The organism is Enterobacter sp. MGH 24 (assembly GCF_000493015.1).
Lineage (GTDB): Bacteria > Pseudomonadota > Gammaproteobacteria > Enterobacterales > Enterobacteriaceae > Enterobacter.
In genome coordinates, this window is the sequence record NZ_KI535657.1 from 4,270,689 (window position 1) to 4,296,777 (window position 26,089).

The following is a 26,089-nucleotide window of genomic DNA, read 5'->3' on the forward strand; positions in this document are numbered from 1 at the left end:
TTACATTCAGGATACAACTGGCACGGCCTGCGACCGCCCGACTTCTGCTACTGCTTCAACGTGCTCTTTGACATTAAATACCGCGACCAGTCCGGTCAGACGATCTGCCTGGCTGGCCAGCTGATCGGTTGCCGCTGCTGCTTCCTCAACTAACGAGGCGTTCTGTTGCGTCACCTGATCCATCTGGCTGACGGCCTGGGCAACCTGCTCAATGCCGCGACGCTGTTCGTCCGACGCCGAGGCAATCTCGCCCATGATGTCGTTCACCCGGGTGACGGAGGTGACGATCTCATGCATGGTTTTCGCCGCCGTATCCACCAGCGTTGAGCCCTGCTGAACGCGCGAGACCGACTCTTCGATCAGCACCTTAATCTCTTTCGCCGCGTTGGCGCTGCGGCTCGCCAGGTTACGTACTTCCCCCGCCACCACCGCAAACCCGCGCCCTTGCTCACCGGCGCGCGCCGCTTCCACGGCGGCATTCAGCGCCAGAATGTTGGTCTGGAACGCGATACCGTCAATCACGCTGATGATGTCACCAATTTTCTGCGAACTGGTGGCAATCTCCTGCATGGTGCTGGCGACATGAGATGCCTGGTCGCCGCCTTTCTTCGCCGTCATTGCCGCCTGTTTTGACAGGTCCGACGCCTGGCGCGCGTTATCGGCGTTCTGGCCTACCGTCGCGGTCAGCTGCTCCATGCTGGCCGCCGTCTGCGCCAGCGAGGCCGCCTGCTGCTCGGTGCGGGACGAGAGATCGTTGTTACCCGCCGCAATCTCTGAGATCCCCGTGTGCATGGCATAGCTGCCCTGCCGCACGTCGCTCACCGTTTCCCGCAGCGATCCCTGCATCGCCTTCAGGCTGGCAAAGATCGCCGAAATTTCGTTTTTGCCGAACACCGCCACCGGACGCGCCAGGTCCCCTTTCGCAATACTGTCGAAGTGGCTGCTGATAATCGCCAGCGGCTGCACGATCATCCTGCGTGACCAGAGCAGTGCCCCGCCGGTCAGCAACCCTGCCAGAATCACGACCACGGCAAAGATGACGCCCGACATGTGATAGCTGCTACGGCTCTGTTCACCGGCACGCTGGACAGACTGGTTAATATCCTGTTGCCACGCGTTAAAACTGCCATCAAACGCCGCCTGAGACGCCTGAACCGGTGCGGTCATAAAGTCCGAAAGCTGGTTGTTCTCAAGCCACGTCGCCTGGTGGTCCAGATCGCTGTACCACTGTTCAAAGTTCGTCTTCATGGCGGCCTTCAGCGCTTTCTCTTTCTCGCTGTCGGCGGCCTGCGCGGTAAAGGCTTTAAACTGAGCGTCAGCCTGTTTCAGGCTGTCGCGCGCGGTCGCCATCAGCGCTTTAATGTCATCCGGCGGATAACTCAGCGCAGTTAAGGTTCCCGCCTTGTTCAGCGCAGTGCTTGCCTGCAACAGCACGGCACGCGTTTGTGCCAGTGCGGAGCGCTGCTGATTACTCGCCTCAACTTCCTGCAAATTCTGATAGCCATCGCGAAACGCCCAAAAAGACAACCCGTTACTGCCAACCTGCAACACACCGCAAAGGATCAGAATCAAAAACAGTGTGGTCGAGATACGAATACGATTTAACATCCACGCTCCCATCAAGCGGCAAGCAGCCGCGGTTTAATTGTCAGTCAAAATGTTTCCCAGTTTTCATCTTGTCCGGTCGTCGCGGTGCGCGTACGGTTTACAGCCGATTCAGCGGCTGGCGCGCGATACGTCGCCTGCGGGGTGACCGTGTTTCCAGCGAGTGAAGCGAGACGAAACGCCGAGACGGCCATCTTCAGACGGCTTGCCTGGTCTTCCAGCGCAGCGGCCGCCGCAGCGGACTCCTGCACCAGCGCGGCGTTTTGCTGTGTCACGCGATCCATTTCCGATACCGCCAGGGCAACCTGGTCGATACCACGACTCTGCTCATCAGACGCAGAGGCGATTTCACCCATGATGTCCGTCACGCGGGTGACGGCATTCACGATGTCATTCATGGTCTCCCCGGCGCTTTCCACCAGCACGGAGCCGGTATCCACGCGGGAGACGGAATCTTCAATCAGCGACTTGATCTCTTTTGCCGCGTTGGCGCTGCGGCTGGCCAGGTTGCGCACTTCCCCGGCCACCACGGCAAACCCGCGACCCTGTTCGCCCGCGCGCGCCGCTTCCACGGCGGCGTTCAGCGCCAGAATGTTGGTCTGGAAGGCAATACCGTCGATGACGCTGATGATGTCGGCAATTTTCTTCGAGCTGTCGGCGATTTCGTGCATGGTTTTCACCACGCCATCCACCACGCGACCGCCGCGCTGCGCCGTTTCGGAGGCGCTTTCTGCCAGCTGAGACGCCTGGCGGGCGTTATCGGCGTTCTGCTTCACGGTCGCGGTAAGCTGCTCCATGCTGGCGGCCGTCTCCTCCAGGGCGGATGCCTGCTGTTCGGTGCGGGATGAGAGATCGTTATTCCCCATCGCAATTTCGCTGGTGCCGGTATAGATAGCCTCCGACCCGTTACGCACGTTGGCGACGGTTTCGATTAACGAACGCTGCATATGGTCAACGCTGTTTGCCAGTTCGGTGATCTCATTGCGCCCGGAAACGGTCAGCGTTTTGGTCAGATCGCCGCCGGCAATGTCACGAATGTGGGCAATGACGCGCCCAAGCGGGTTCAGCAGGATATGGCGAATGCCGTACCAGACCGCGACCAGCACAATGACCAGCGCCAGCGCCAGTACCGCCATCTGCCATTTCGCAAATCGGTAGTCATTCTGGCTTTCCGTAAAGGCCGAGTGATACAGGTCGCCGCTGACCTTCGCGTATTCCCCCAGCGCCGCGCCGAGGGCGTTTTGCATCCCTTGCGTCGGCTGCGCGAAATAGGCGTCCATGTTGCCGCTCTCCAGGAACTGAATCAGCTCTGCCAGACCGGCATGGTAGGCGTTGTATTTTTCATCAATATTCTGGCTCACCTGCTCCATGGCAGGCTGCGGCGTAATCTTTTTGAAGGCGTCGTAGTGTTTCGCGGCGTCAGCGAGGGTGGCACGGGCATTTTTCAACAGATCGGTTTTCGCGCTGCTCTGCTGATTGTTGGGATCCATCATCATGCGCGCGGACGAGCGGCTCAGGTTGATACGCGTTTGCAGCATCAGATCCCACGTCGACGTGAGTTCACTCTGCTGCAGGCGGAGATCGTTCGAGGCCGCAAAGCTGTCCTGGTTCTGTTTTAATGACGAGAAAAAAAGCCCGCCGGAGATGAGCTGAAGAAGTGCGAAAATGACCAGCACCATCATGAGCATTGTGACAACGCGGATACGGTTCAACATACAACACCTTCTCATAGATTTATTAACGGTGTTATCGGCACTGCCCACAGGAACTTTACATTTGAGAAAGGGAAAAGCGCGGGGGTTAAAACGCCACGTCGACAATCAGCGTGTCGGTGTAGGTTCCGGCGGGTGGCGTGGTCTGATTGGTAAGGACTTTCGCGGTGTAGTTGTAGGTGCGCAGTAAGCCGTCGGTACTGACCTGCGACGATGCCGCGCTGGACCAGCGCTCGCTGCCGCTGCTGCCCCAGCGGTTAGTCGTGGCTTCCTTATAGATGTCGTAGCTCATGGCGTTGCTGCCGCTCACCATTCGCCGCACGTTGTTCAGCGAGTTGGCACCGTTATTAATGCCGATGGTATACGAACTTCCTTTGGTACAGGTCACGGCAATCGCCTGTGAGACGGTGGGGAAACTTTGTACCAGCGGCGCGCTGCTGAAGTTCACATCTGGGGTGGTCATCGCGCTGCAGTCGTTGGTAACGGTCATATTAAGCAGAATACTGGTCGTCGCGGTTCCCGCCTGAGGATTCGTACAGAGGCTTCCCACGCCTAACGCGCAGACGCTGTAGTTGATGCTGAACGTCAACATCACCTGGTAAGGCCCGGCTGTGACGTTTTGTCCGGCGACGGTGCGAAAATAGAGCGGAATGTTGTACTGCTTTGTCCCCAGTAGCCCCAGCAACGTATTCCCACTCCAGGTATATGATTTACTTATCTGTACCTCGCTGCTGCTTGCGCAAGACGATAATCCGCACAGCCGGGTGGGGATCACGTCCGTGATGGCCGCATTATCCGTGCGCTTCATCGTCGCGCGACTGCTGCCCGACACCGATGCCGCGGTGTAGTTTAGGGTCACCGAGTCGTTGGTCAGAACGTTGAGCACGGCATCACACGCCACCACCAGGGTGCCGGTGGTTTCTACCTCCCCGGTTCCGCTGAGCGCAAACGACGTGACGCTGCCAAACGACGCATTAACCGTACTGACGGTACACGCCCCCCAGCCGCCGCCGGAGAACAGCAGCAGCATCAATAGCAGCAGGCGCGTCATGGTCCCTCCCGACATACCAGCGGACCGTAGGTTTGCAGCTTGTGCTGCGGGTTGGCTCCCACGGTCAGGGTGGCCTTGCAGCGTTTTCCGTCAGGCGAAATCACCTCGAGCGGGTTAACATCGCTGAGATTTTCCAGCCAGGCGATGCCGTCATAACCCACCACCGCATTGCTGCGCGAGACGCGTCGGACCTGGCTTCCCACCGGCAATGCCTTCCCGTTCGCATCATGCAGAATAACGCTGGCCACCCGCTCCTGCTCCATCGGGAAATCGACCAGATAGCCGCTGTGACGGCGGATGGCGATCCGCCGCTCGGTCTCTTTCAGACGGGTATCTGCCGGCAGATTCAGGGTATCAATCCGGTAGCTTGCGGGGTAATACGCCGACACTCCGCTCACCAGCAGGTAGCCGTTGTTATTGGTTTTACCGACGGGCTGGTTCTCATAGCTGACGGGCACGTCCGGGTGGCCGTCGGTACTGATGACCACAAACGCATCGTTAATCTTATTCGCCGCAAACAGCTCGCCGTCCATCAGCACAACGGAACCCATCGCCTCGCCCCACCAGGTCATCATGTCCCGTTCGCCATAGGCGCCGCCCTGCAGCTCAACGTTGTTGTTGCGCCAGCCCAGCGTGCCCTGCTGATAATCGCTGGATCTGGACTGGTTGGCCCAGGCCATGTTCCAGCTAAAGCCGCCGTCAGACGGCATGGCGTGGTTATAGTTGATGCGCTGGGTACTGCCGGCATCCGGGGTGTTTTCAACGGTGACGGCAGCGCTGTCGCGCGCCCCGAGCGGCACCTGGAGCGACAGCGCGACCGTCCAGTCTCCCCGCTGCTGGTCCCGGCTGCCGGCCAGGTAAATACTGCTCGCCCCCCACAGATTACGGCTCCATGAGAGATTCAGCAGCTCGGTTTTTTGGCTGTCAAAGCTCTCCACGCCGATCCAGGCCGCACCGATGTTGCCGTACTGTCCCAGATTGAAGGTTAACGAATACTGGTCCGTATTACGGCTGAAGCTGGCGATGGGCTTATCGTTTTCGTCATACACCGTCGGCTGGTCGTAGAGGGCCAGGTTGCCAAAGCCGCGGGCGCGACGCGTGTGCTGGGTGGCGACGCTAAACTCGCTGGTGCTGTACTGGTAACCCCAGTTGATTTGCCCACCCGTATCCCCGCGCATGCGGCTCTGCGAGTAAGAGGTATTTACCACGCCAAACTGGCCGAGTTTTATCACCGTTCCCGCTCCGCCCAGCGCCAGCTCCTGCGCCCCTTCCGCGTGGCCCTCCAGCGTAAGCCAGTCCGTCATCCCGTAGCGGTACGAGCCGCTGCCTGCTGCCGAACCGTAGTCAAAATTCTTGATACCGTAATTACGCCGCAGGCTGCCGAGCGTCACTGCGCCGTCGCTCAGCCCTTGCTTAAGCAAGTCGCTAGTGACGTAAAACGGCAGCGTGGTGCTTACCTGGCGCCCCAGCGCATCCGTCGTGACCAGCACCGCATCTCCGGCGCCGTTGATATAGGGCAGATTCGTCAGGGTGAAGGGGCCCGGCTGAAGCTGGGTTGAACCGGAGCGATAGCCGTTGATAAAGAGATCGACCGAGGTGGGTACCGCGGCTTCCCCCGCGAACTCGGGCAGCGGCCATGTCACCAGGTCAGGGCGCAGGGAGAAATCCCGCCCGACGCTTATCCCCCCCATCCGCACGCTGGAGCTCCAGCTCAGGGCATCGCTGATCACATCCCCGACGCTCCAGCTCATCGCGTCATCTTCATTCGTGAACAGCAGGGTCGTGTCATAGCGGACGTACCCCTCCGGCTGGCCGCCGTTACCGCTGAAATTTTCCCGCGCGTAGCCGGTCGACGAAAACGAGCCGTTCTCGTTGAAGTAGCGGAACTCGTGCCAGAGCGACGCCTGACCGCCGATATGTTCCGTGTGGTTGGTGTAGAGATCGTAATTCAGCAGCGCCCCGCGCCCGTAGTGCGGTTTGGCCTGCGCCGTTTGCGCGCTGAATGGGGTCACGCGGGCCGTCACCCAGTCGCGGGGAACGGTCAGCAGCAGGCGCTGCGCGGCGCTGTCGTATTCCACCCGAACCTGAGCAAGCGAAGTGAGATTCACCTCTCCGGTGGGAACATGCGCCGGGGGTAGCCCCGCGCGCAGCAAATCGGCACTCGAGATAAAGAAAGCGCCTTTACGCTGCGTCACGGGCACCACCAGGCCGGTATCGTAGTGGTTGACCACGAGGGAAAGCTGGAAAACCGCTTCATCATTTATCGCCTGCGCCTGAGGAGGCGGCGGTAAACTGTCGTCACCGGGCTCGGCCAGGGTCGCGGAGCTGACGCATAGCAGTATCATCATCGCTGGCTTCAGTTTACGGGCGGCGACTGCCATTGTTCGTCCCTGGCATTAATCTGCGCGCTCATCCGCTCCGGCTGACGAACGCCAGCGGGTACCGGCCAGCTGCGGGTGCTGCCCGGAAGGACGTAACCCAGTAATCCCTCCGCGACCGTGCGTTTCTGCCCCCCCTGCTCCAGCGCGACCTGGCTCAGCCTGACGTGGACATTACCCCGATTTCGGACCTCCAGCGCAGGCTGTCCCCCCGCCTGCGTCACCCGCCAGCTCAGGTTTTGGGTCTCCGCCAGCGCGTGATGCGCGCCCTCTTTGAGGGTCGGGATCCCCTGTCCATACACGAACAGAGGGATGGAGTAACGCATCTGCAGTTTGAGGCCGATGGCGGGCTCGGCTTTGGCATCTGGCTGGGGGATTTCATCGACGATAATGCGATAGGCCTGTTCGACCCCTGCGGGAACCGAAGCCTGTTTGATAAGGCGAATAAGCTGCTTGCTGCCCGTGCCAATCGTGACGATGGGCGGGCTGGCGACCACGTCCTGCTGCGCAGTGTAGCGCTCGTGGCCGTCCTCCTGCTTCCAGCGCACGATGCGGACCTGCATCGTCGTGGCGCTGTTTCCCTGGTTCTGGATCCACAGCTCCGTGGCGTTGGCGTCCGCAGCAAGCCACGGATCGATCGGCCAGAGCAGGATGGTGGCCGCCGCCTGCGCCTGGCCGGAGGCCGCAGCCATGCCCAACGCGCCCGCCAGACAAACCGGTCTGATAAATGGCTTCATCAACACTCTCCCTTTATTACCATGACAAGGTCACGGTGAGCTGATCGGAATAGGTTCCCGCCGGACTAAAACCGGTCAGTAGCGCCACGCCAAAAAGCGGCAGCGCGATGTTGTTGCTGTTGGTATAGGTCACCGGTATTGCCTGGTTAACACCAATTTCGCTGTTCGCGGCCAGCGAGCTGCTGCTGTAGAGCCGGTATGGCACCAGTTCCGTTCCACCGGACCGCTTCATCCGGCGGACGGATGAATAATTTTGACCGCCATTAATGCTCATGCTCAGCGCCACGCCCGGCGTACAGGCGATAGACAACGCCCCGTTTGGCACAAAGCTGGTGCTGACCGGTGCGCTCTCGACGCCGTTATGGGTGCCAAAATCCAGCGTACCGAGAAGCCCCCCGCTACCGGTGGCCACCGCGCATCCCGGTACAATCGTGGCACTGACCTTAAACGACTGGGACGTCACCGCGTCCGCCGCGGGCGTCATGAGCAAGCCGACGATCAGCGCGAAAAAAGGCTGCACGCGTCCCTCTGCGCGTTTGCGCAGACCTGCGAAAGTGGCCTTCATGGCAGTTCGGGACTAATAGGTGACGCTGACGTTAATCGTGTCGGTGTAGGTTCCCGGGACGACCGTTACGCTGTTACCACCGCCGGTAATACGCCCGTAGAGGGTGTAACTATCCACGCCTCCGGCGGTTGAGGCGATCGGCAGCGCGGCATTATTCGCAATCACGGTATTAAACCCGCTGTCGCTGTACAGGCTATAAGCCACACCCTGAGCCGCGTTTGCCGTATTCACCAGATAGCGCTCTGGCGTACCGGGCGAGCCGACCACGGTTCCGGGTGCGGTGGAGTGGGTATTACCGGTGATCGCGACCGTATAGCTGGCGGTCGTACATTGAATGGTGAAGGTGTTTCCGCCGCTGGCACCGCTCAGCTGCGTCGTAAGCGTGGAAAAGGTTGCCGGATGGGTACCGAAATCGAGCGTACCGAAGTTAATACCGCTTTGCGCGGGCGAGCCGTTTATCAGACAGCCGTTTGTCAGCGTCAGCGTCGCACCGATGGTGCCGCTGCTGGTAACGGCCAGCGCCTGATGGGCCGTTGTCACAGTCAGTAAGGTGCCTGCGCAGATCAAAAGAAGTTTTCTTTTCATTTACCACCCTCCAGAAGACGTTTCCGTTCCCTTGCCACATTTTATTTTTGTCGTTCAAGATGTTAGCCCCGCTTAAGGTTCCTCTGAGGGGGTTATTGTGAATTTAGTTTACGGATATCGCTTCGACCACCTGCCCCACGACGCATAAGCCATATGTCTTATTGACTTAATTTTCATATTAATAACAGAGGCTTAAATTCATTTAATCCGCGATTTTATTTTTTCCGGAGAGAATATATCCATTAATATGTGATGTAGATCACAATATATCGTCAGAGCAATAACAACAAAATTAATAAAACTTAAAAAGGAGTTGTATCCCCCTACACTTTGCGTCAATTTATGTGCCGAATAATTTCCTGCATCGTAATAAAAAATTTATATGTATCGACGCGGGCTACATCTGAAGCGCATAGAGGGTCTTTTTTCGTGGCAAGTGCAAACAAACTCACACTCTTCATCGTGATATTCATGCTGGCGGGTATTCTTTCAGGGGCAGCAATTCATGAATATGCATCTGCGGATGCCATCAAAGCCTGGTCGGATAATATTACCCTTCTGACCGATATTTTCCTCCGCCTGATCAAAATGGTCATTGCACCGTTGGTCTTCAGCACGCTCACCGTCGGCATTATGAAGCTGGGCGAAACCTCGACCATTGGCCGCGTTGGCGGCAAAGCGATGGTGTGGTTTATCAGCTCATCCGTGCTCTCTATTCTGGTCGGGCTGTTTATCGTCACCCTCGAGCATCCGGGAAGCGGTCTGAACCTGACGATCCCAACCGAGGCGGTGGATACCGGTCTGGCCGTGGGCGGCATGACGCTGAAAGCGTTCCTTTCGCACACCATTCCGACCAGTATCGCAGGGGCGATGTCGAACAACGAGATCCTGCAGATTGTGGTGTTCTCAATGTTCTTCGGCATCGGCGGCGCGTCGCTGGGGCAGAAATTCAACGCGCCGCTGGTGGCCGCGCTGGATGTGGTTTCCCATATCATGCTGAAGGTAACGGGTTACGTGATGTACGTTGCTCCGCTGGCGATTTTCGCGGCGATTTCATCCGTCATTGCCACGCAGGGTCTGGGCATCCTGCTGAACTACGCCTCCTTTATTGGTGGCTACTATGTGGCGATCCTGCTGACCTGCATGGTGCTGCTGGCCGTGGGTTACATGGTGCTGAAAAAAGAGGTGTTTCGCCTGGTCAGCATGCTGAAAGATCCGGTCCTGGTGGCCTTTACCACAAGCAGCTCTGAAGCCGCCTACCCGAAAACGCTGGAGCAGCTGGAGCGTTTTGGCTGCTCGCGCAACATCGCCTCTTTCGTCCTGCCGATTGGCTACTCCTTCAACCTGGTGGGTTCGATGGTGTACTGCTCTTTCGCCTCAATGTTTATCGCCCAGGCGTACAACATTCACCTGAGCTTCTCTGAGGTGACGGTGCTGATGCTAACACTGATGCTGGCCTCCAAAGGGATTGCGGGCGTACCGCGCTCGTCGCTGGTTGTGCTGGCAGCCACCATTCCGAGCTTTAATATTCCGGTGGCGGGTATTCTGCTGCTGATGGGCATCGACCACTTCCTGGATATGGGCCGTTCCGCAATTAACGTGCTGGGGAATGGTATTGCGACCGCGATGCTGTCGCAGAATGAAGGTGCGCGGGAAGCGGAAGCTGAAGCTGAGCTGGTAAAGCAGGAAGCGTAACGGTATGAAAAAGCCGGGTGGCGGCTTCGCCTTACCCGGCCTACAAATAGCTCGAACACGTAGGCCGGGTAAGCGTCAGCGCCACCCGGCGTTGTTTTATGCTACATGACTCGCGGCGATATCCAGCAGCGCCATCTCATCGCTGTTCAGCAGCTTCTCAATGTTCACCAGAATCAGCATACGCTCGCCGAGCGCGCCCAGACCGGTCAGGTATTCGGTCGACAGCGTGACCGCAAACTCCGGCGCAGGACGAATTTGGTCAGAGGTCAGGGAGAGCACGTCAGATACGCCATCCACCACGATACCCACCACGCGTTGCCCCAGGTTCAGGACGATCACCACGGTGTTGTCGTTGTAGTCAACGTCGCCCTGGCTGAACTTCACGCGCAGGTCCACAATTGGCACAATGACGCCACGCAGGTTGGTGACACCTTTAATAAAAGCAGGCGTGTTAGCGATGCGGGTAACCTGGTCGTAACCACGGATTTCCTGCACTTTAAGGATATCGATGCCGTACTCTTCATCGCCTAAAGTGAATACCAGAAATTCCTGTCCTGATGGCTCGCCCGCCAGTTTCGTTACATTACTCATACCGGTCATGTTATTACCTTCTACTTAATCAGGCGGCTGTGTACGCCACACGTTGTTCACGATTTAATCCCTGAAGCGCCGACACGTCGACGATCAGCGCCACGCTACCATCACCCAGAATGGTGGCGGCAGAAATACCCGGCACTTTGCGGTAGTTGCTTTCGAGGTTCTTCACCACCACCTGGTGCTGACCGAGCAGCTGATCGACCAGCAGCGCATAGCGGCGACCCGCGCTTTGCAGGATCACAACGATGCCCTGCGTGGCCTCTGTCTTCGCCCCGTCCACTTCGAACACTTTCCACAGTTCCACCAGCGGCAGGTACTCACCGCGCACTTCGAGGACGCGCTCGCCGCCCGCCAGCGGATGCAGATCTTCTTCACGCGGCTGCAGGGATTCCATCACGGCGTTCAGCGGCAGGATAAAGACTTCGTCCGCCACTTTGACCGACATGCCGTCCAGAATCGCCAGCGTCAGCGGCAGCAGAATGCGAATGGTGGTGCCGGAACCCTGTTTAGACTGAATCTCTACGTGGCCGCCCATCTCCTGGATGTTACGTTTCACCACGTCCATGCCGACGCCGCGTCCGGACACGTCGGTCACCTGCTCCGCGGTAGAGAAGCCCGGTGCGAAGATGAGCATGCCCACTTCTTCATCGGTCATGTTTTCATTGACCGCCATCCCCTGCGAAATCGCTTTTGCCAGGATGCGCTCGCGGTTAAGGCCCGCGCCGTCGTCGGTCACTTCGATGCAGATGTTCCCGCCCTGGTGTTCCGCAGAGAGGATCAGGTTGCCGACCGGGGATTTTCCGGCGGCAATGCGGTTTTCCGGCAGTTCGATACCGTGGTCGAGGCTGTTACGCACCAGGTGCGTTAACGGGTCAATAATGCGCTCGATCAGGCTCTTATCCAGTTCAGTTGAGCTGCCCATCAGGGTCAGTTCAATCTGTTTATTCAGCTTGCTGGCAAGGTCGCGGACCAGACGCGGGAAGCGGCTGAAGACATATTCCATCGGCATCATACGGATGGACATGACCGATTCCTGCAGATCGCGGGCGTTACGCTGCAGCTGACCCATGCTGGTAATCAGATCGCCGTGGGTGACCGGATCCAGTTCGTTTGAACGCTGTGCCAGCATCGACTGGGTGATCACCAGTTCGCCAACCAGGTTTATCAGCTGGTCGACCTTCTCAACGGCAACGCGGATACTGGTTGACTCGCTGGAACGCGCGGCAGGTTTTTCACCACGGCCAGGTGCCGCGGCCTCTTTTGGCACCGCCTTCAGCGCCGGGGCTGCAGGCGTCACAGCCGGTGCGGCGGCCTGAGCAGCAACAGCCACCTCTTCTGCAGCGGCAGGGGCGTCAACCGCAGCGGTTTCGGTTTCGAAGGCGATCTGGTCCGCTTCAATCACAAAGCACAGCACCGCGACGATATCGTCCTGGCCAATACCGTCATCAAGCGTCGCGGCAAGGCTGTCTTTGCCTTTTACCACGTTGCTTAACTTCGCCAGGTTACCCAGCTCTTCTTCCAGCAGGTTAACTTCATTCTCTTTCAGGCGTGACAGCACAACGCGCAGTTTGCTCGCTTGTGCAGCGGCTGGCGCAGCCTCGTCGGCAGCAACCGCATCGACAACGCTCAGTTTTGCCGCAGGGACAACGGCTGCAGTGACCTCACCTTTTGCTTCCAGGGCGAGCTGGCGCAGCGCATTGCAGATGTATTCAAAGCTGGCGGCATCAGGCTCTGCCGAACTTTTATAGGCGTCGAGCTGTTCCTGCATAATATCTTTGGTTTCCAAAAACAGGTTGATAATGTCGGTATTGAGCTGCATCTCACCGCGTCGTGCTTCATCAAGCAGGTTTTCCATTAAATGGGTCGTTTCCTGCAGGATGGTAAATCCAAACGTTCCGGCTCCGCCTTTAATAGAGTGCGCCGCACGGAAGATGGCATTGAGCTGCTCGGAGTCCGGCGCTTCGGGCACCAAATCGAGCAAGTGTTGCTCCATATCGGCCAACAATTCGTCGGCTTCATCAAAGAATGTCTGGTAAAAATCGCTAATATCCATGCTCACGCTATCACCTCGGATTGGCTGGTGGCGATGTTGGAACGGCAGCCGAAGGAACGGCCCCAGGCTGTTTTAAATCGTCCAGTGACTCATTCTGACTTTCGGCGTTTTCATGCAGGATGGCCTGCTCCGCCTGCTGGTTCAGCACTAAAAGACTGATACGACGGTTGATGGCATCATCCGGCCCGCGGTCGGAAACGCGCATGGTTGCGGCCATGCCGACTACGCGCAGTACCTTGCCATAATCAAGCCCACCTACCACCAGCTCGCGACGCGAGGCGTTGGCACGATCGGCAGAAAGCTCCCAGTTGCTGTATCCCTTCTCCCCACTGGCGTACGGGAAATCATCCGTGTGTCCTGACAGGCTGATTCGGTTAGGAATGCCGTTCAGCACCGGTGCAATGGCACGCAGAATGTCGCGCATGTACGGTTCGACTTCCGCACTCCCGGTTTTAAACATTGGTCGGTTCTGGCTGTCGATAATCTGAATACGCAGCCCTTCCTGCACCAGGTCGATCTTCAGGTGCGGGCGCAGCGCGCGCAGCTTTGGATCCGCTTCGATCAGCTGATCGAGATCGCCACGCAGTTTCTTCAGACGCGCCTGCTCCATCTTTCTTTTCAGCTCGTCGATGTTCGGTTCTTTTTTCACCTCACCCTTCTGCTGGGTGTAATCATCGCCGCCGCCCGGGATCGGGCTGTCGCTGTTAGAGATACGCGGCCCACCGGCCACCGCCGTTGCCAGCGGCGTTCGGAAATATTCGGCAATCTGGATCAGTTCTTTTGGGCTGGAGATGGAGATCAGCCACATCACCAGAAAGAACGCCATCATTGCAGTCATAAAGTCGGCGTACGCAATTTTCCACGAGCCGTGTGCGCCATGCCCGCCACCCTTGTGCTTGCGTTTTTTTACGATGACGATCGGATGGGACTGGTTTTTCATGCGTCCTCAGTTGTCGTCTGTTGGTTTGGGTTTTTCACCGCACGCACGTGTTCTTCAAGCTCGATAAACGACGGACGCTCGCTGGAGTAAAGCGTTTTACGGCCAAACTCAACCGCGATCGGTGGCGCGTAACCGTTGAGGTTAGAGAGCAGCGTGATCTTCACGCACTGCATCATTTTGGTGGTTTCCGCGCTCTTCTGGCGCAAAACGCTTGCCAGCGGAGAGATGAAGCCGTACGCCAGCAGAATACCGAGGAAAGTTCCCACCATCGCATGGGCAATCAGCGCACCGAGCTCGGCTGCCGGACGGTCTGCCGAGGCCAGGGCGTGAACTACCCCCATTACCGCAGCAACGATGCCGAATGCCGGAAGTGAATCGCCGACCAGCGCCAGGCTGTTGGCCGGCACTTCAGATTCGCTTTCGTGGGTTTCGATCTCTTCGTCCATCAGTGCTTCGATTTCGAAGGTATTCATATTGCCGCTGATGATGAGCCGCAGATAGTCGACGATGAAATCCAGCATCATGGCGTCAGCAAGAATGCGCGGATAGCTGGCAAAAATTTCGCTCTCTTTTGGGTTTTCAATATCCCGTTCAAGCGAGAACATGCCCTGCTGACGGGACTTCGCCATCAGGCGATAGAGCAGTGCCAGCAGATCCATATACATACTTTTGGTGTATTTCGAGCGACGGAACAGCAACGGAATCGCTTTCAGCGTGCCCTTGATCGATTTACCGTTGTTACCAACGATAAAAGCCCCTACCCCTGCACCGCCGATGATAATAAGTTCAGCCGGTTGATAGAGTGCTCCAAGGTGCCCGCCGGTCATCATGTAACCGCCGAAAACTGTACCGAGAACTACCAGGTAACCTAATAAGATAAGCACGACATCATCCTTCCGCTAGTGACTATGGCAAGGACGACCAGCTCGCAGCGTTTACCGTTTGCGGGGTAAAAAAAAGCAGCGGTAATTGCTTACCGCTGCTGGAATCTTTCCCACACGTTCGGGTTAAACAGCTTGTTCGATCTGTTCATCCAGCAGTTGTGGAATAATATCGGCAGCATCCCGGGAAAGTTTACGTCTTTTTACTGCGCGGGATGGAGGCTGACATAAACTACATGCGAAGCTGCCTGCAGGCTGATGAGCATGGGTAATAAAATTGCCGTCGCAGCAGTTGCAGCGCGACAGTTCAAGCATTCCGCTCTCAACAAAACGCACCAGCGTCCATGCGCGGGTCAGCGCCAGCAGAGGGCCTTCTTCCTGCTGTGGGCATTGTTCAAGGTAAAGTTTGTACGCTTTGATCACGGCGTCAACGCCGCTACACAAACCGGTTTTGAGAAGATACTGCCAGGCATTACAGAACATGGAAGCGTGAATATTCTGCTCCCACGTCATAAACCAGTCGGTAGAAAACGGCAGCATGCCTTTCGGCGGGGGACTACCACGTAACTCTTTGTACAGTTTGATGAGACGGCCACGGCTCAACTGAGTCTCGCTTTCCAGCATTTGTAAACGAGCACCCAGCGTAATCAGCTCCATGGCCAACTGTATGTCACGCGCTTCCTGAACAATGCTTTTCTCGCTCATTGCTAGGCCCTTTTCTTACGGGCTGCGTCATCAGGCTGGCTGATTTCGTTAAGCAAGCGAGTGGAGAGAAGAATACCGGTATGGATCTGTTGAAGATCGTCCACACGGGAATCCTGCGTCAGACGCGTTATTGTCTGCGAATCATCGAAACGGAACTGGCAAACCAGTTGATTCGTTTCAGCCAGTTTAACCATCTGCGGGAGGGTTAAACCGCCCAGCATGGTTGCCATCTCTTCGTTAATACCCAGACGAAACATCGCGGACGCCTTGTCCTGACTAATCAAACGCTGCGCGAGCAGTAAATACGACAAATTGATGTCATAGATATGTTTTAGCAACTCGGATGTATGCATTGTTCCCATCCCGAATAACCAACTATTATTTTTATGCGGAAAGACCGCACCCCGTGATGTCGCCGGGAAATCACCCGGTATAAAAAAGAAAAGGCTAAATGCATAGTTGAATTTAGGTTTGTATTCATTGAAACCCGTAAGAGAGAAACCGCGAATGCGTCTCTTACATGTTTTATCATTTCTTACAAATAACTAAGATTTTTCCTAATTCGACGCAAACTCTACTCGTCAGTTTTGTCACATACAATCCAGCCACCCTCAAATTTAAAAAAAATGTGATCCACGTCACACAATTTAAGTGAATATGCCCCATAAATCCATCAGTATGACTTGTAATTTGATCGTTTTTTAACCAATCGGCACTGTTTTGTATTCTTAATTGACGAATACTCATGCAGACGGGTGATCCGAACTGGCATACATCGTGCTTTTCCCGCCGTAAGCGCCGCGCGGAAACATTTACAACAAACGCCTCTCCAGGAAACATTTTTCTTACCGTGAAAAAACATATAGTTATGCAGATAGCACATAAAAGATGTTTCTGTACGTGATCATTCGAAATGATTTTGTAACGCGTAAAAACGATTTAACAGCGAAAGCGTGAATTTGTGTGATTTACGTTAAGTTGTTAATTTTTTTCATTTAGGCGCATTTTTCAGTTATTCTTCTTATAAGAATAATTAATGAATAATTATGATAAGCTTCACACTAATGTCGTAATCAGGTCTTGCAGATCCAGAGATTTCGCGGTAAAGGTGATCAAACGCTGTCTTTCAGACACCTAAGGAGTGCGCCATGAGTTACTCCCATCTGCTTGTTTCCGTAGCAGTTTCTCCCGAAAGCCATCAGCTCGTTGCCCGGGCAGTTTCCATTGCCAGACCCCACAATGCCCGCATCAGCCTCATCACGCTTGCCGCAGAGCCTGAGATGTATAATCAGCTGGCCGCCCCCATGCTGGAGGATATTCGTGAGGTCCTTCAGGAAGAAACGCAGCAATTTCTGCGCGAACTGGTGGAAAAGGCACAATATCCGGTTTATGAGACAATTATTGCGACCGGGGAACTTAACGCCCATATTCTCGACGTGTGCCGTAATCAACATATTGATTTAGTGATTTGCGGGAATCATAACCACAGCTTTATATCGCGCGCAGCCTGCGCCGCGAAATCTATTGTCGCGTCGAGCCAGGTCGATGTGCTGTTAGTGCCGCTTGGGGGGAGTTAACCCCCCAGCGGAAAATCAGGCGAGTTTAGGAAAGGTCGCGATCTTTTTTTGCAGATCGCCTTCATGACTTTGCGGGGCGATATCCCGCAGATCCTGAATAAAACGTGCCTGCCAGTGGTTAATGTCGTTATTACGGATCGTCTCCATCATGTCAGCATGGCGGGAAAGACGTTCCGTGAGCGGCATTGTCAGGGCGCGGTTCAGCGCGTTCGCCACGTCATCCCTGTCATAAGGGTTCACGATAAGCGCCGACGTGAGCTCATTTGCGGCTCCGGCGAACTGGGAGAGCACCAGAACACCCGGGTCGGCAGGATCCTGCGCCGCCACATACTCTTTCGCCACCAGGTTCATCCCGTCGCGCAGCGGCGTGACCAGTCCAACGTCCGCATAGCGGAAAACCTTCATCAGGATCTTACGGTCAAAGTGCTGATTCAGGTAAAAGAGCGGCGTCCAGCCCAGCTGGCCGTAGCGGCCATTGATGCGCCCTGCTTCTGTCTCCAGCTGATGGCGAATATCCTGATAGGCCTGAACCTCACCGCGCGACGTCGGCGCGATCTGGGTGTAGCGGATTTTACCGTGATGCTGCGGATATTTATCCAGCAGCGTTTCATAGGCCAGGAAGCGTTCCGGCAGCCCTTTGGAATAATCAAGACGCTCAACCGAGAAGATGTTTTTCACGTGCTTAAGTTCATTCTTAAGCTGCGCCAGCTTCGGCGGCAGCGGGCCGGAAGCCTGCTCCGCGATGTCGTCAGGCTCAATCCCTATCGGATACACTTCGGTGTGGAAGGTTTTCCCCCATGCCGTATGGGTTTTCCCGCCTTTGGTCACCAGACGCGCTTTACCTGAGACGGAGTCAAGGAATGCGAGGCGGTCATTTTCGGTCTGGAAGCCCAGCAAATCGTAATCACACAGCGCCTCCAGCAATTCTTCATGCGGCGGCAGCGCGGTAAAAATCTCCGGCGTCGGGAACGGGATGTGCAGGAAGAAGCCAATCCGGTTATTTACCCCTCTTTTTCGCAGTTCGCGCGCGAAGGGCAGCAGATGATAATCGTGGATCCATAAAATATCGTCTTCTTCGATTAATGGCAGCAGTTTATCCGCCAGCAACGCATTCACGCGCGAGTAGCCTTCGAAGGACTCACGCTGGAATTTGACCAGGTCTAGACGATAGTGAAACGCGGGCCACAGGACGGCATTCGAGAACTGCGAGTAATACTCGTCATAGTCTTTCTCTTTCAATGCAAATGAAGCCCACGTAATGTTTCCACGCGTCACCTTTTTGAGCGGTTTCTCTTCTTCACTGATTTCCCCACTCCAGCCAAACCACAGCCCGCCAGCGGCTTTTAAGGCACCTAATACCCCTACCGCCAGACCACCTGCACTGGCTTTTTTATCGTCAGGCGGTGCGATTCGGTTAGAGACGACGACTAAGCGACCCATAATGGTTTCCCCCTTTGCTTTGCGCTATTTGTTGTTGTTGCTGGTTAGCGATGTCAGATATCCACTGCCAGACGCTGGCGACATCCGCCAGTAGCCATTCGGCAACGGTGTCACCAGGCCCCACCTTGACAGCGATCCCTCCGGCCTGATTCACCACGCGAAACCCGGCCTCGTCGGTCAGGTCATCGCCAAAAAATACCGGTGTACGTCCCTTAAATGGCGGTTCCGCCATAAACGCCGCAATAGCAGCACCTTTATTAATCCCCTCAGGTTTTATCTCAACGACGCACTTCCCCGGCTGCAGCGCGAGCTGCGGGTGTGCATCGGTCACGCTGCGAGCAATCGCAAAGACCGCCGCCTCGTGATGCGGTGCCTGACGATAGTGCAAAGCGAAAGCCATGCCCTTCGCTTCCAGTTCAGTGCCCGGAAGCGACTCAAGCGCCGAGGAGAGTTGAGTGTGTAACGCCTGAATTAAGGTCTCGGGAAGTGATACAACGTGCAGTTGATCATGGATATCGCGGCGCTCCGCTCCGTGTACACCGGCTAGCGGAAAGTGGTAAGGACTGGCGAGCACGTCCAGCTCGGCCATTGAGCGCCCTGAAATCAATGCCAATGCGCCCTCGTTCAGTCTGGAGAGCTGCTGCAAATTCTCTAGCACCGTATCCGGTACGACCACGTCGTCAGGATGCGGCTGGATCCCGGCGAGTGTCCCGTCGAGGTCAAAAAAGAAAGCATATTTTCCGGGCAGTACAGGCGGTGCGGTTAACGAGTCAGCCACCCTAATCCTCCTTACGGTTTGCGAGAGGTAAACGCCTTTACCTCTTTCATAGCCATGTAAGTATAGACAGTGTGACGGGGCTCGCCATTTGACAACCGCCCCGCCAGTAAAACTGGCGGGGCGGTTCTGGGGTCAACTAAGGTTATGAGTTGTGCAATAAAAACGCAGCGCTGGCGTTACACGGTGCGCTTCGCTTTTTGCTTGTAACGGTCGAAAATCACGGCTGCCAGCAGGATCAGACCACGCACGACGTACTGCGAGAACGGCGAAATATTCAGCAGGTTCATGGCGTTCTCCACCGTCCCCAAAATCAGGATACCGGCCACCACATATGAGATTTTTCCGATGCCGCCCTTGAGGGAAACGCCCCCTAAAACGCAGGCTGAAATGACGATCAGCTCGTAACCGATAGAGGTCATCGGCTGGCCGCTGGTCATACGCGAAGCCAGAATAATCCCCGCTGCGGCAGAAACCAGCCCGGAGAGCACAAAGATAATAATCTTGGTTCGTACCACCGGCACCCCGGCCAGGCGAGCGGCCTCTTCGTTACCGCCAATCGCCAGCGTATTACGGCCAAAGGTGGTCCGGTTAAGCAGGAAGCCAAACAGGATCAGGCAGGCCACGGTCAGCCAGATAGGCGCGGGCAGACCCAGCCAGTTGGCGTAACCCAGCGTAAAGAAGCGCTCGTCTTCAATCCCCACCGCTTTACCGTCGGAGATGATATAGGCCAGCCCGCGGACAATTTGCATCGTCGCGAGCGTCGTGATCAGGGCGTTAATCTTCAGGCGGGCGATAACAAAACCGTTCACCAGACCGCTGATGACGCCGAGTAGCAGACCGGCCAGAACGCCTATCCACAGGCTTTCCGTCATGTTGATCACCACTGCCGTCGTGACGCCCGCACAGGCAATCACCGACGCCACCGACAGATCAAAATCGCCGGAGGCCAGACAGAACAGCATCCCGCAGGCCACCATCCCGGACATAGAAATGGCCAGCCCCAGCCCCTTCATATTAATGAAGGTGGCAAAATTAGGGACAAAGATCGCGCAGGCAAGGAACAGCGCGGCAAAAACCACCAGCATGCCGTACTGATCCCAGATGCGCCCAAAACTCAACGCCGACTTCGACTTCGGCACTCCGGATGTAGTAACAGAGGACATCATTAACTCCTTACTCAGGCGACAGCCTGGCTGACTTTAGGCATGGCGAGGTTCAACGCCTGTTGTTCATTCGCCTGTTCATGAAGTAATTCGCCGGCAATTTCGCCTTCACGCATCACCACAATGCGGTCGGCCACGCCAAGCACCTCCGGCAGATCGCTGGAGGCGAAGAGCACCGCCACGCCGCGTTTTGCCAGCTCATAGATCACGTTATAAATCTCGTGTTTTGCCCCCACATCGATACCGCGCGTCGGCTCGTCCAGTAAAATGACCTTCATATCTTCTGACAGCCAGCGGCCTAAAATCGCCTTCTGCTGATTTCCGCCTGACAGATTCATGATCAGCTGTTCCGGACCCGGCGTTTTGATATTCAGCGAGCGAATATGGTGGTCGGCATTGCTCGACTCCCAGCTATCGTTTATCAGGCAGCCTGCGCGAATAAACTTGCGGCGGGCGGAAATATTGATGTTGTCGCGTACCGAATGCACGGGAATAATCCCTTCGGCTTTACGGTCTTCCGGGCAGAGCATCATGCCCGCCCTGATCGCATGGGCCGGTTTCTGGATATCTATCCGTTCGCCGTCAATGGAGACCTGCCCATCGGTAATGCGGGTACCGCCGAACAGGCCTTTCATCAGCTCGCTGCGCCCCGCCCCCACCAGGCCAAATAGCCCGACGATCTCCCCGCTGCGCACGGATAACGAAACCGGCGTTCGTACGCCCGGCGCTTTGACGTTGTCCAGTCGCAGGCGTTCAGGGCCGTACTCCCTGGGTTTCCAGTGATAGATATCGCCCAGGTCGCGGCCGACCATCGCCTGAACAAGCTGGTCATGGTTAACCTGCTGCATATCGGTAAAGGTGCGCACATAGCGGCCATCTTTAAAGACGGTGATGGCATCGCTCAGAGCAAATATCTCTTCCATGCGGTGCGAGACATACAAAATCGTACGGCCTTCCTGACGTAATTCACGGATCACGCGGAACAGATTGTCGATTTCGCGCGCGGAGAGCGAACTGGTAGGTTCATCGAAGGCAATAACCCTGGCGTTACGCGCCAGCGCCTTGGCAATTTCAACCATCTGCCACTGGCCGATGGAGAGGTATTTCAGCGGCGTCTGGGGATCAACGTCCAGACCCAGGTGCTTAAGCTGCAGCCCCGCTTCATAATTAAGTAGCGAACGATTCACCACGCCGCCTTTGTGCGGGAGCTGTCCTAAATAGATGTTTTCCGCCACGGTCATCTCAGGAATGAGGTGCAGCTCCTGATAGATAATCGCCACCCCGGCATTGAGCGCCGCCGTGGTATCGGCAAAGGCCACCTCTTCACCGCGCAGAGCCAGCGTGCCGGTCGTCGGCGTATAGTTGCCGCTGAGAATTTTCAACAGCGTGGATTTTCCGGCACCGTTTTCCCCCATCAGGGCGTGAACCTGGCCGGCATAGCAGTCGAAGCTGATATCGGTCAGCGCGTTAACACCGGGGAAGGTTTTCCCGATGCCGCGAAAAGAGAGATACGGATTAGACTGTTGCATAACGACTCCGTGATTCCTGTAGTGTGTACGTCAGGCCCCTCACGATGCATGAGGGGCACAATCACAGCGTATTTACTTACCGCCCAGTCCTTTTTTCGCCAGCTCCTCTTTGAAGTTGTCGCGGGTAATCAGCACCACGTCGGTCACTTCGGTAAATTTCGGCGGTTCAGCCCCTTTGGTTACCCAGTTGTAGAGCATCTCACTGGATTTGTAGCCGTGAACGTCCGGGCTTGGCAGCAGAGAACCGTAGAACCCGGTAGCCTGCGCTTTGGACAGCTCGCTTACGGCGTCAACGCCGTTGATGCCAATCCCGATCACGTCAGGCGCTTTGAAGCCCTGGCCTTCCGTCGCACGAACCCCACCCAGCACGGTGTTGTCGTTCATGCCGACCACCAGCCAGTGTTTGACCTCCGGGTGCTGGACCAGCATAGAGTTCGCGGCGTCGAAAGCCCCCGGAATATCGTTGGATTTAGTTGGGACTTTGTAGATCTGTTTTTCCGGGAAGCCGGCCGCTTTCAGCGCGTCCATTGAACCGGTAGTACGACGACGTGCAGTGTCCAGCTCGTCAGCGGTGATAGCCATCACCGCGGTCTCTTTGACATCCCAGCCGCGTTTCTGCATCTCTTTATAGAGTTCCTGGCCCTGGCGTTCGCCGATTTTGGTTGCCGCCATCATGACCAGCGGTACGCTGTCCATCGGTTTGCCTTTGGCGTTAACGAACTGATCGTCAACCGCGATGACCTTCATATCGTAACCGCGCGCTTTCGCCGCGATTGCCGATCCCAGCTTTGGATCCGGGGTACAGATAACGAAACCTTTTGCGCCGCTGGCCGCCAGGCTGTCGATGGCGTTCAGGGTTTTTTCACCGTCAGGCACGGCGATTTTAATGACTTCAAAACCTAAATCTTTCCCGGCTTTATCGGCGAATTTCCACTCAGTCTGGAACCAGGGCTCTTCGGGCTGTTTTACCAAAAAACCAAGTTTTAAATTCTCAGCGATAGCGGATTGTGACATAACGGCAGCCAGACCGATGGCCGCCAGCGCTTTAGTAAATTTGTGCATGGTAAACTCCAGCTTTAGCATTCTTTTCTGTAGGGAATATGTGCGTGCTTCTTATTTAATCGGACTTAAAACAAGGCATTAGCGCTTACCTCGTCATAAGCGTTATTGCTGGTGATAGTTTTAGCGGGAAATTAATCATCCATAAGAGAGCCCCATCACACCGCAGAATTACAGTAATTGCGTACATAAATTCAGCGAAAAATGACATAAAAAAGGCAGGATTTGTCAGACAAATGGAATGGGGTTAAGCAGAATTATCCATAAGATTAGCTAAGATATCCCTGATCCTCCTCAGCGGGCAAAACGACACCTGGCGTTAAAGGGGTTTAATATGTTTTTCATCAAAAATGCATGAGTCACCTGAAAAACCGCTATTTCGCAGAAATTGATTTAGCGCAATTTTATTGGCACATCATATATTCGAAACGATTAAACCGTATTTCTCTTTTTCTCGGAGTAATATTCCAACTTAATATTTCCGAAAGAGTAACCATGTATCTCAGCAACAAAAACCGTTAACTATCAGTCCATTAAACAATGTTTAATTCATGGCTAGCTAATTGCATTTCTGTACTATATTAAAGTTTGTAATGTATGGTAAACACAGCCTAATTAAGAGTTTTCTTAGACCAAAGACAAGGGTATGCTTATTTATATCGAACACAGGAAGTGAATTTCGGTCGACTTCGGTCACGGCAGTATCTGTATTTCTGCTCTTTTCTTCGTATTTGCCTGACGCTCAGGTTATGCAACGGACATCACGTCCCACAGTCAATAAGGATATGAGTATGGCTACCCCAACGATGATGCAAAAACTTAACGCGCAGATGAACCTTGAGTTCTACGCCTCGAATCTGCACCTTCACTTAAGTGCGTGGTGTGCCGAGAATAGCCTCACGGGATCTGCCACATTCTTTCGCTCTCAGGCGCAAAGCAACGTCACCCATATGATGCGTGTCTTTAACTTCCTGAAAGCCGCAGGGGCAAATCCTGTCGTTAAAGCCCTTGATGGGATCAATGAAAACTACTCTTGCCTGGAAGAGCTGTTTCAGAAAACGCTTGAAGAGTATGAACAGCGCTGCAGCACGCTCAGCAAGCTGGCCGATGAAGCCAAAGCGCAGCAGGACATTACGACGCTTAAATTCTTACGCGATATGGACAAAGAGCAGCAGCAGGACGGCATGCTGCTGAAGACGCTGGCGGATGAGATCCATAATGCGCAGCAGGCGGGTTTATGTCCTGAGCAAACCGACCGTCATCTGCTCGACATTGTGGCGGTGCAGCACCACTGAGTTTTTTAATCTGCTCCAACCGGGCTGAGGGTTTCCCAGGAATTTATTAACCTGAAGCGATGAATTTTGTATCAGTCAAGTGAATAACTTACAGCGATGTCCTGGTCCGGCGGTCATGTCGTTACAGAGTAGCAAGGAAAATGAAGTGAACGGAATGACCACCACAGCCGTATGTTCCCCCTCACCACAGCCCTCTCCCTCAAGGGAGAGGGAGTCGTCCGTGCAGGCATTGTTTTGTGGGGATCCCTCCTCCCACCTGAGGCAGGATTCCTTTTCCCCTCTCCAACCTCCTGCTTTTGCTGAAATTTAACAATTCAGATCTGGCTCCCAATGATTAACCACACAACGTGTGATGATTTATTTAGTTACATAATCATTGACGAGGGAGCATCATGATCACCATTGAGTTTGTTGTTATTCTCCTCTGCCTGCTGACGGGTACGCGTTTCGGCGGTATGGGGCTTGGGTTAATCAGCGGTATTGGTCTTTTTATTTTATGTTTTGTCTTTGGTCTGCAACCGGGTAAGCCGCCGGTAGACGTTATGCTGACCATCCTCGCGGTGATTGGTTGTGCCGCTACGCTGCAGACCGCCGGCGGCCTCAACGTCATGATGCAGTTTGCTGAACGTCTGCTGCGCAAACACCCGCAGCACATCACCCTGCTCGCCCCTTTCACCACCTGGATGCTGACCTTTCTGTGCGGCACCGGGCATGTGGTCTACACCATGTTCCCCATCATTGCGGATATCGCCCTGAAAAAAGGGATCCGCCCGGAGCGCCCCATGGCCGTGGCCTCGGTGGCATCACAGATGGCGATTACGGCTTCCCCCGTTTCCGTTGCCGTCGTGTCGCTGGTCTCCATCCTGGCGGCCCAGCATGGGATCGGCCACGCGTGGGGGATCCTGGAAATTCTCGCCGTGTCGGTTCCCGCTTCGCTTTTCGGCGTGGCCATTGCGGCCCTGTGGAGTTTACGCCGCGGAAAAGATTTGGCTGATGACGTGGAGTTTCAGGAAAAGCTGAAAGATCCTAAGCAGCGCGAGTTTATCTACGGCGGTACGGAGACGTTAATGAATCAGCGTTTCCCTAAACAGGCCTACTGGTCCACGTGGATTTTCTTTGCCGGTATTGCCGTGGTTGTCCTGCTGGGGGCATTCCCTGAACTGCGCCCCGCCTTTGAGCTGAAAGGCAAAATGACGGCGCTGTCGATGAACCTTGTCATTCAAATGATGATGTTAATTGCGGGCGCCGTGATGCTGATGGCCTGTAAGGTCAATGCGTCGGCGATTTCCAACGGTGCGGTGTTTAAGGCCGGTATGGTGGCGATCTTCTCGGTGTTCGGCGTGGCGTGGATGAGCGATACCTTTTTCCAGGCGCATCTTGATGAGCTAAAGCTGGCGCTGGAAGGCGTGGTGAAAAGCCACCCGTGGACGTATGCCATTGTGCTGTTTCTGGTGTCAAAACTGGTGAACAGCCAGGCGGCTGCGCTGACGGCCGTTGCGCCTATGGGCCTGATGCTCGGCATCGACCCGAAAATGCTGATCGCCTTTTTCCCGGCGTCATACGGCTATTTTGTCCTGCCGACCTATCCAAGTGATTTGGCCTGCATCGGATTTGACCGTTCAGGCACGACCCGCATCGGCAAATTTATCATCAACCACAGCTTTATTCTGCCAGGGCTGATTGGGGTAAGCTGCGCGTGCGCGGCGAGCTACCTGCTGGTCCAGACGTTCTTCTAACCGCATCA

At 55.5% G+C, this 26,089-nt stretch carries 22 protein-coding genes; 4 read left to right on the forward strand and 18 right to left on the reverse strand.

Annotation, left to right across the window (positions count from 1 at the left end; translation table 11 throughout):
- Positions 1-6: 6 nt before the first annotated feature.
- The 7 genes from tap to L370_RS01990 all read right to left on the reverse strand — a co-directional run bounded on the left by tap (position 7) and on the right by L370_RS01990 (position 8,633).
- A complete protein-coding gene (gene tap / locus L370_RS02020; RefSeq protein ID WP_023336127.1) occupies positions 7-1,608 on the reverse strand; it encodes a methyl-accepting chemotaxis protein IV in 1,602 nt (533 codons plus the stop codon).
- Positions 1,609-1,652: 44 nt separating this feature from the next.
- Entirely contained in the window at positions 1,653-3,320 is a 1,668-nt protein-coding gene (gene tar / locus L370_RS02015; protein ID WP_023336128.1) for a methyl-accepting chemotaxis protein II, read from the reverse strand.
- 85 nt (positions 3,321-3,405) lie between these two features.
- Positions 3,406-4,368 (reverse strand): Csu type fimbrial protein, encoded by a 963-nt coding sequence (locus L370_RS02010; RefSeq protein WP_023336129.1) that lies wholly within the window; start codon positions 4,366-4,368, stop codon positions 3,406-3,408.
- Complete coding sequence (locus L370_RS02005) at positions 4,365-6,749, reverse strand: fimbria/pilus outer membrane usher protein (RefSeq protein ID WP_023336130.1); 2,385 nt, start codon at positions 6,747-6,749, stop codon at positions 4,365-4,367. The genes L370_RS02010 and L370_RS02005 overlap by 4 nt, the downstream gene beginning before the upstream one ends.
- Positions 6,725-7,483 (reverse strand): fimbrial biogenesis chaperone, encoded by a 759-nt coding sequence (locus L370_RS02000; RefSeq protein WP_023336131.1) that lies wholly within the window; start codon positions 7,481-7,483, stop codon positions 6,725-6,727. Before L370_RS02000 ends, L370_RS02005 begins: the two co-directional genes overlap by 25 nt.
- A gap of 16 nt (positions 7,484-7,499) precedes the next feature.
- Positions 7,500-8,048: a Csu type fimbrial protein gene (locus L370_RS01995; RefSeq protein WP_023336132.1), complete on the reverse strand. Its 549-nt coding sequence runs from the start codon at positions 8,046-8,048 to the stop codon at positions 7,500-7,502.
- 12 nt (positions 8,049-8,060) lie between these two features.
- Positions 8,061-8,633 carry a Csu type fimbrial protein gene (locus L370_RS01990; protein ID WP_023336133.1) on the reverse strand — a complete coding sequence of 191 codons (573 nt, stop codon included), beginning with the start codon at positions 8,631-8,633 and terminating at the stop codon, positions 8,061-8,063.
- Between the two features lie 429 nt (positions 8,634-9,062).
- Between L370_RS01990 and L370_RS01985 the strand changes: the two genes are divergently transcribed.
- Positions 9,063-10,328 (forward strand): dicarboxylate/amino acid:cation symporter, encoded by a 1,266-nt coding sequence (locus tag L370_RS01985; protein WP_023336134.1) that lies wholly within the window; start codon positions 9,063-9,065, stop codon positions 10,326-10,328.
- 96 nt (positions 10,329-10,424) lie between these two features.
- Here the strand turns inward: L370_RS01985 and cheW are convergent, their stop codons facing one another.
- From cheW to flhD, 6 genes are all read right to left on the reverse strand, one after another.
- Positions 10,425-10,928, reverse strand: a complete 504-nt coding sequence (gene cheW / locus L370_RS01980; RefSeq protein ID WP_008500420.1) for a chemotaxis protein CheW — start codon at positions 10,926-10,928, stop codon at positions 10,425-10,427.
- Between the two features lie 19 nt (positions 10,929-10,947).
- The gene (cheA, locus tag L370_RS01975) at positions 10,948-12,984 is read right to left on the reverse strand and encodes a chemotaxis protein CheA (protein ID WP_023336135.1); all 2,037 of its coding nucleotides are present in this window, start codon (positions 12,982-12,984) and stop codon (positions 10,948-10,950) included.
- Between the two features lie 4 nt (positions 12,985-12,988).
- Positions 12,989-13,918: a flagellar motor protein MotB gene (gene motB / locus L370_RS01970; RefSeq protein WP_023336136.1), complete on the reverse strand. Its 930-nt coding sequence runs from the start codon at positions 13,916-13,918 to the stop codon at positions 12,989-12,991.
- Complete coding sequence (motA, locus tag L370_RS01965) at positions 13,915-14,802, reverse strand: flagellar motor stator protein MotA (protein ID WP_008500417.1); 888 nt, start codon at positions 14,800-14,802, stop codon at positions 13,915-13,917. The genes motB and motA overlap by 4 nt, the downstream gene beginning before the upstream one ends.
- 123 nt (positions 14,803-14,925) lie before the next feature.
- Complete coding sequence (flhC, locus tag L370_RS01960; protein WP_013096051.1) at positions 14,926-15,504, reverse strand: flagellar transcriptional regulator FlhC; 579 nt, start codon at positions 15,502-15,504, stop codon at positions 14,926-14,928.
- Positions 15,505-15,506: 2 nt separating this feature from the next.
- Complete coding sequence (flhD, locus tag L370_RS01955) at positions 15,507-15,857, reverse strand: flagellar transcriptional regulator FlhD (protein WP_023336137.1); 351 nt, start codon at positions 15,855-15,857, stop codon at positions 15,507-15,509.
- Between the two features lie 795 nt (positions 15,858-16,652).
- Here flhD and uspC point away from each other — a divergent pair.
- A complete protein-coding gene (gene uspC / locus L370_RS01950; protein ID WP_023336138.1) occupies positions 16,653-17,081 on the forward strand; it encodes a universal stress protein UspC in 429 nt (142 codons plus the stop codon).
- Between the two features lie 15 nt (positions 17,082-17,096).
- Here uspC and otsA read toward each other — a convergent pair whose 3' ends face one another.
- From otsA to araF, 5 genes are all read right to left on the reverse strand, one after another.
- Positions 17,097-18,521 carry an alpha,alpha-trehalose-phosphate synthase gene (gene otsA / locus L370_RS01945; protein WP_023336139.1) on the reverse strand — a complete coding sequence of 475 codons (1,425 nt, stop codon included), beginning with the start codon at positions 18,519-18,521 and terminating at the stop codon, positions 17,097-17,099.
- A complete protein-coding gene (otsB, locus tag L370_RS01940; protein WP_023336140.1) occupies positions 18,496-19,299 on the reverse strand; it encodes a trehalose-phosphatase in 804 nt (267 codons plus the stop codon). Before otsB ends, otsA begins: the two co-directional genes overlap by 26 nt.
- Positions 19,300-19,475: 176 nt before the next feature.
- Positions 19,476-20,462 (reverse strand): L-arabinose ABC transporter permease AraH, encoded by a 987-nt coding sequence (gene araH / locus L370_RS01935; protein ID WP_023336141.1) that lies wholly within the window; start codon positions 20,460-20,462, stop codon positions 19,476-19,478.
- Between the two features lie 14 nt (positions 20,463-20,476).
- Positions 20,477-21,991, reverse strand: coding sequence for an L-arabinose ABC transporter ATP-binding protein AraG (araG, locus tag L370_RS01930; protein ID WP_023336142.1), 1,515 nt, complete (start codon positions 21,989-21,991; stop codon positions 20,477-20,479).
- Between the two features lie 72 nt (positions 21,992-22,063).
- Positions 22,064-23,053, reverse strand: coding sequence for an arabinose ABC transporter substrate-binding protein AraF (araF, locus tag L370_RS01925; RefSeq protein WP_008500409.1), 990 nt, complete (start codon positions 23,051-23,053; stop codon positions 22,064-22,066).
- A 788-nt stretch (positions 23,054-23,841) separates the two neighbouring features.
- On the opposite strand from araF, the gene L370_RS01920 reads away from it, so the two are divergent.
- The gene (locus L370_RS01920) at positions 23,842-24,345 is read left to right on the forward strand and encodes a non-heme ferritin-like protein (RefSeq protein ID WP_023336143.1); all 504 of its coding nucleotides are present in this window, start codon (positions 23,842-23,844) and stop codon (positions 24,343-24,345) included.
- Positions 24,346-24,737: 392 nt separating this feature from the next.
- Entirely contained in the window at positions 24,738-26,081 is a 1,344-nt protein-coding gene (locus L370_RS01915) for an anaerobic C4-dicarboxylate transporter (RefSeq protein WP_023336144.1), read from the forward strand.
- The last annotated feature ends 8 nt before the right edge of the window (positions 26,082-26,089 follow it).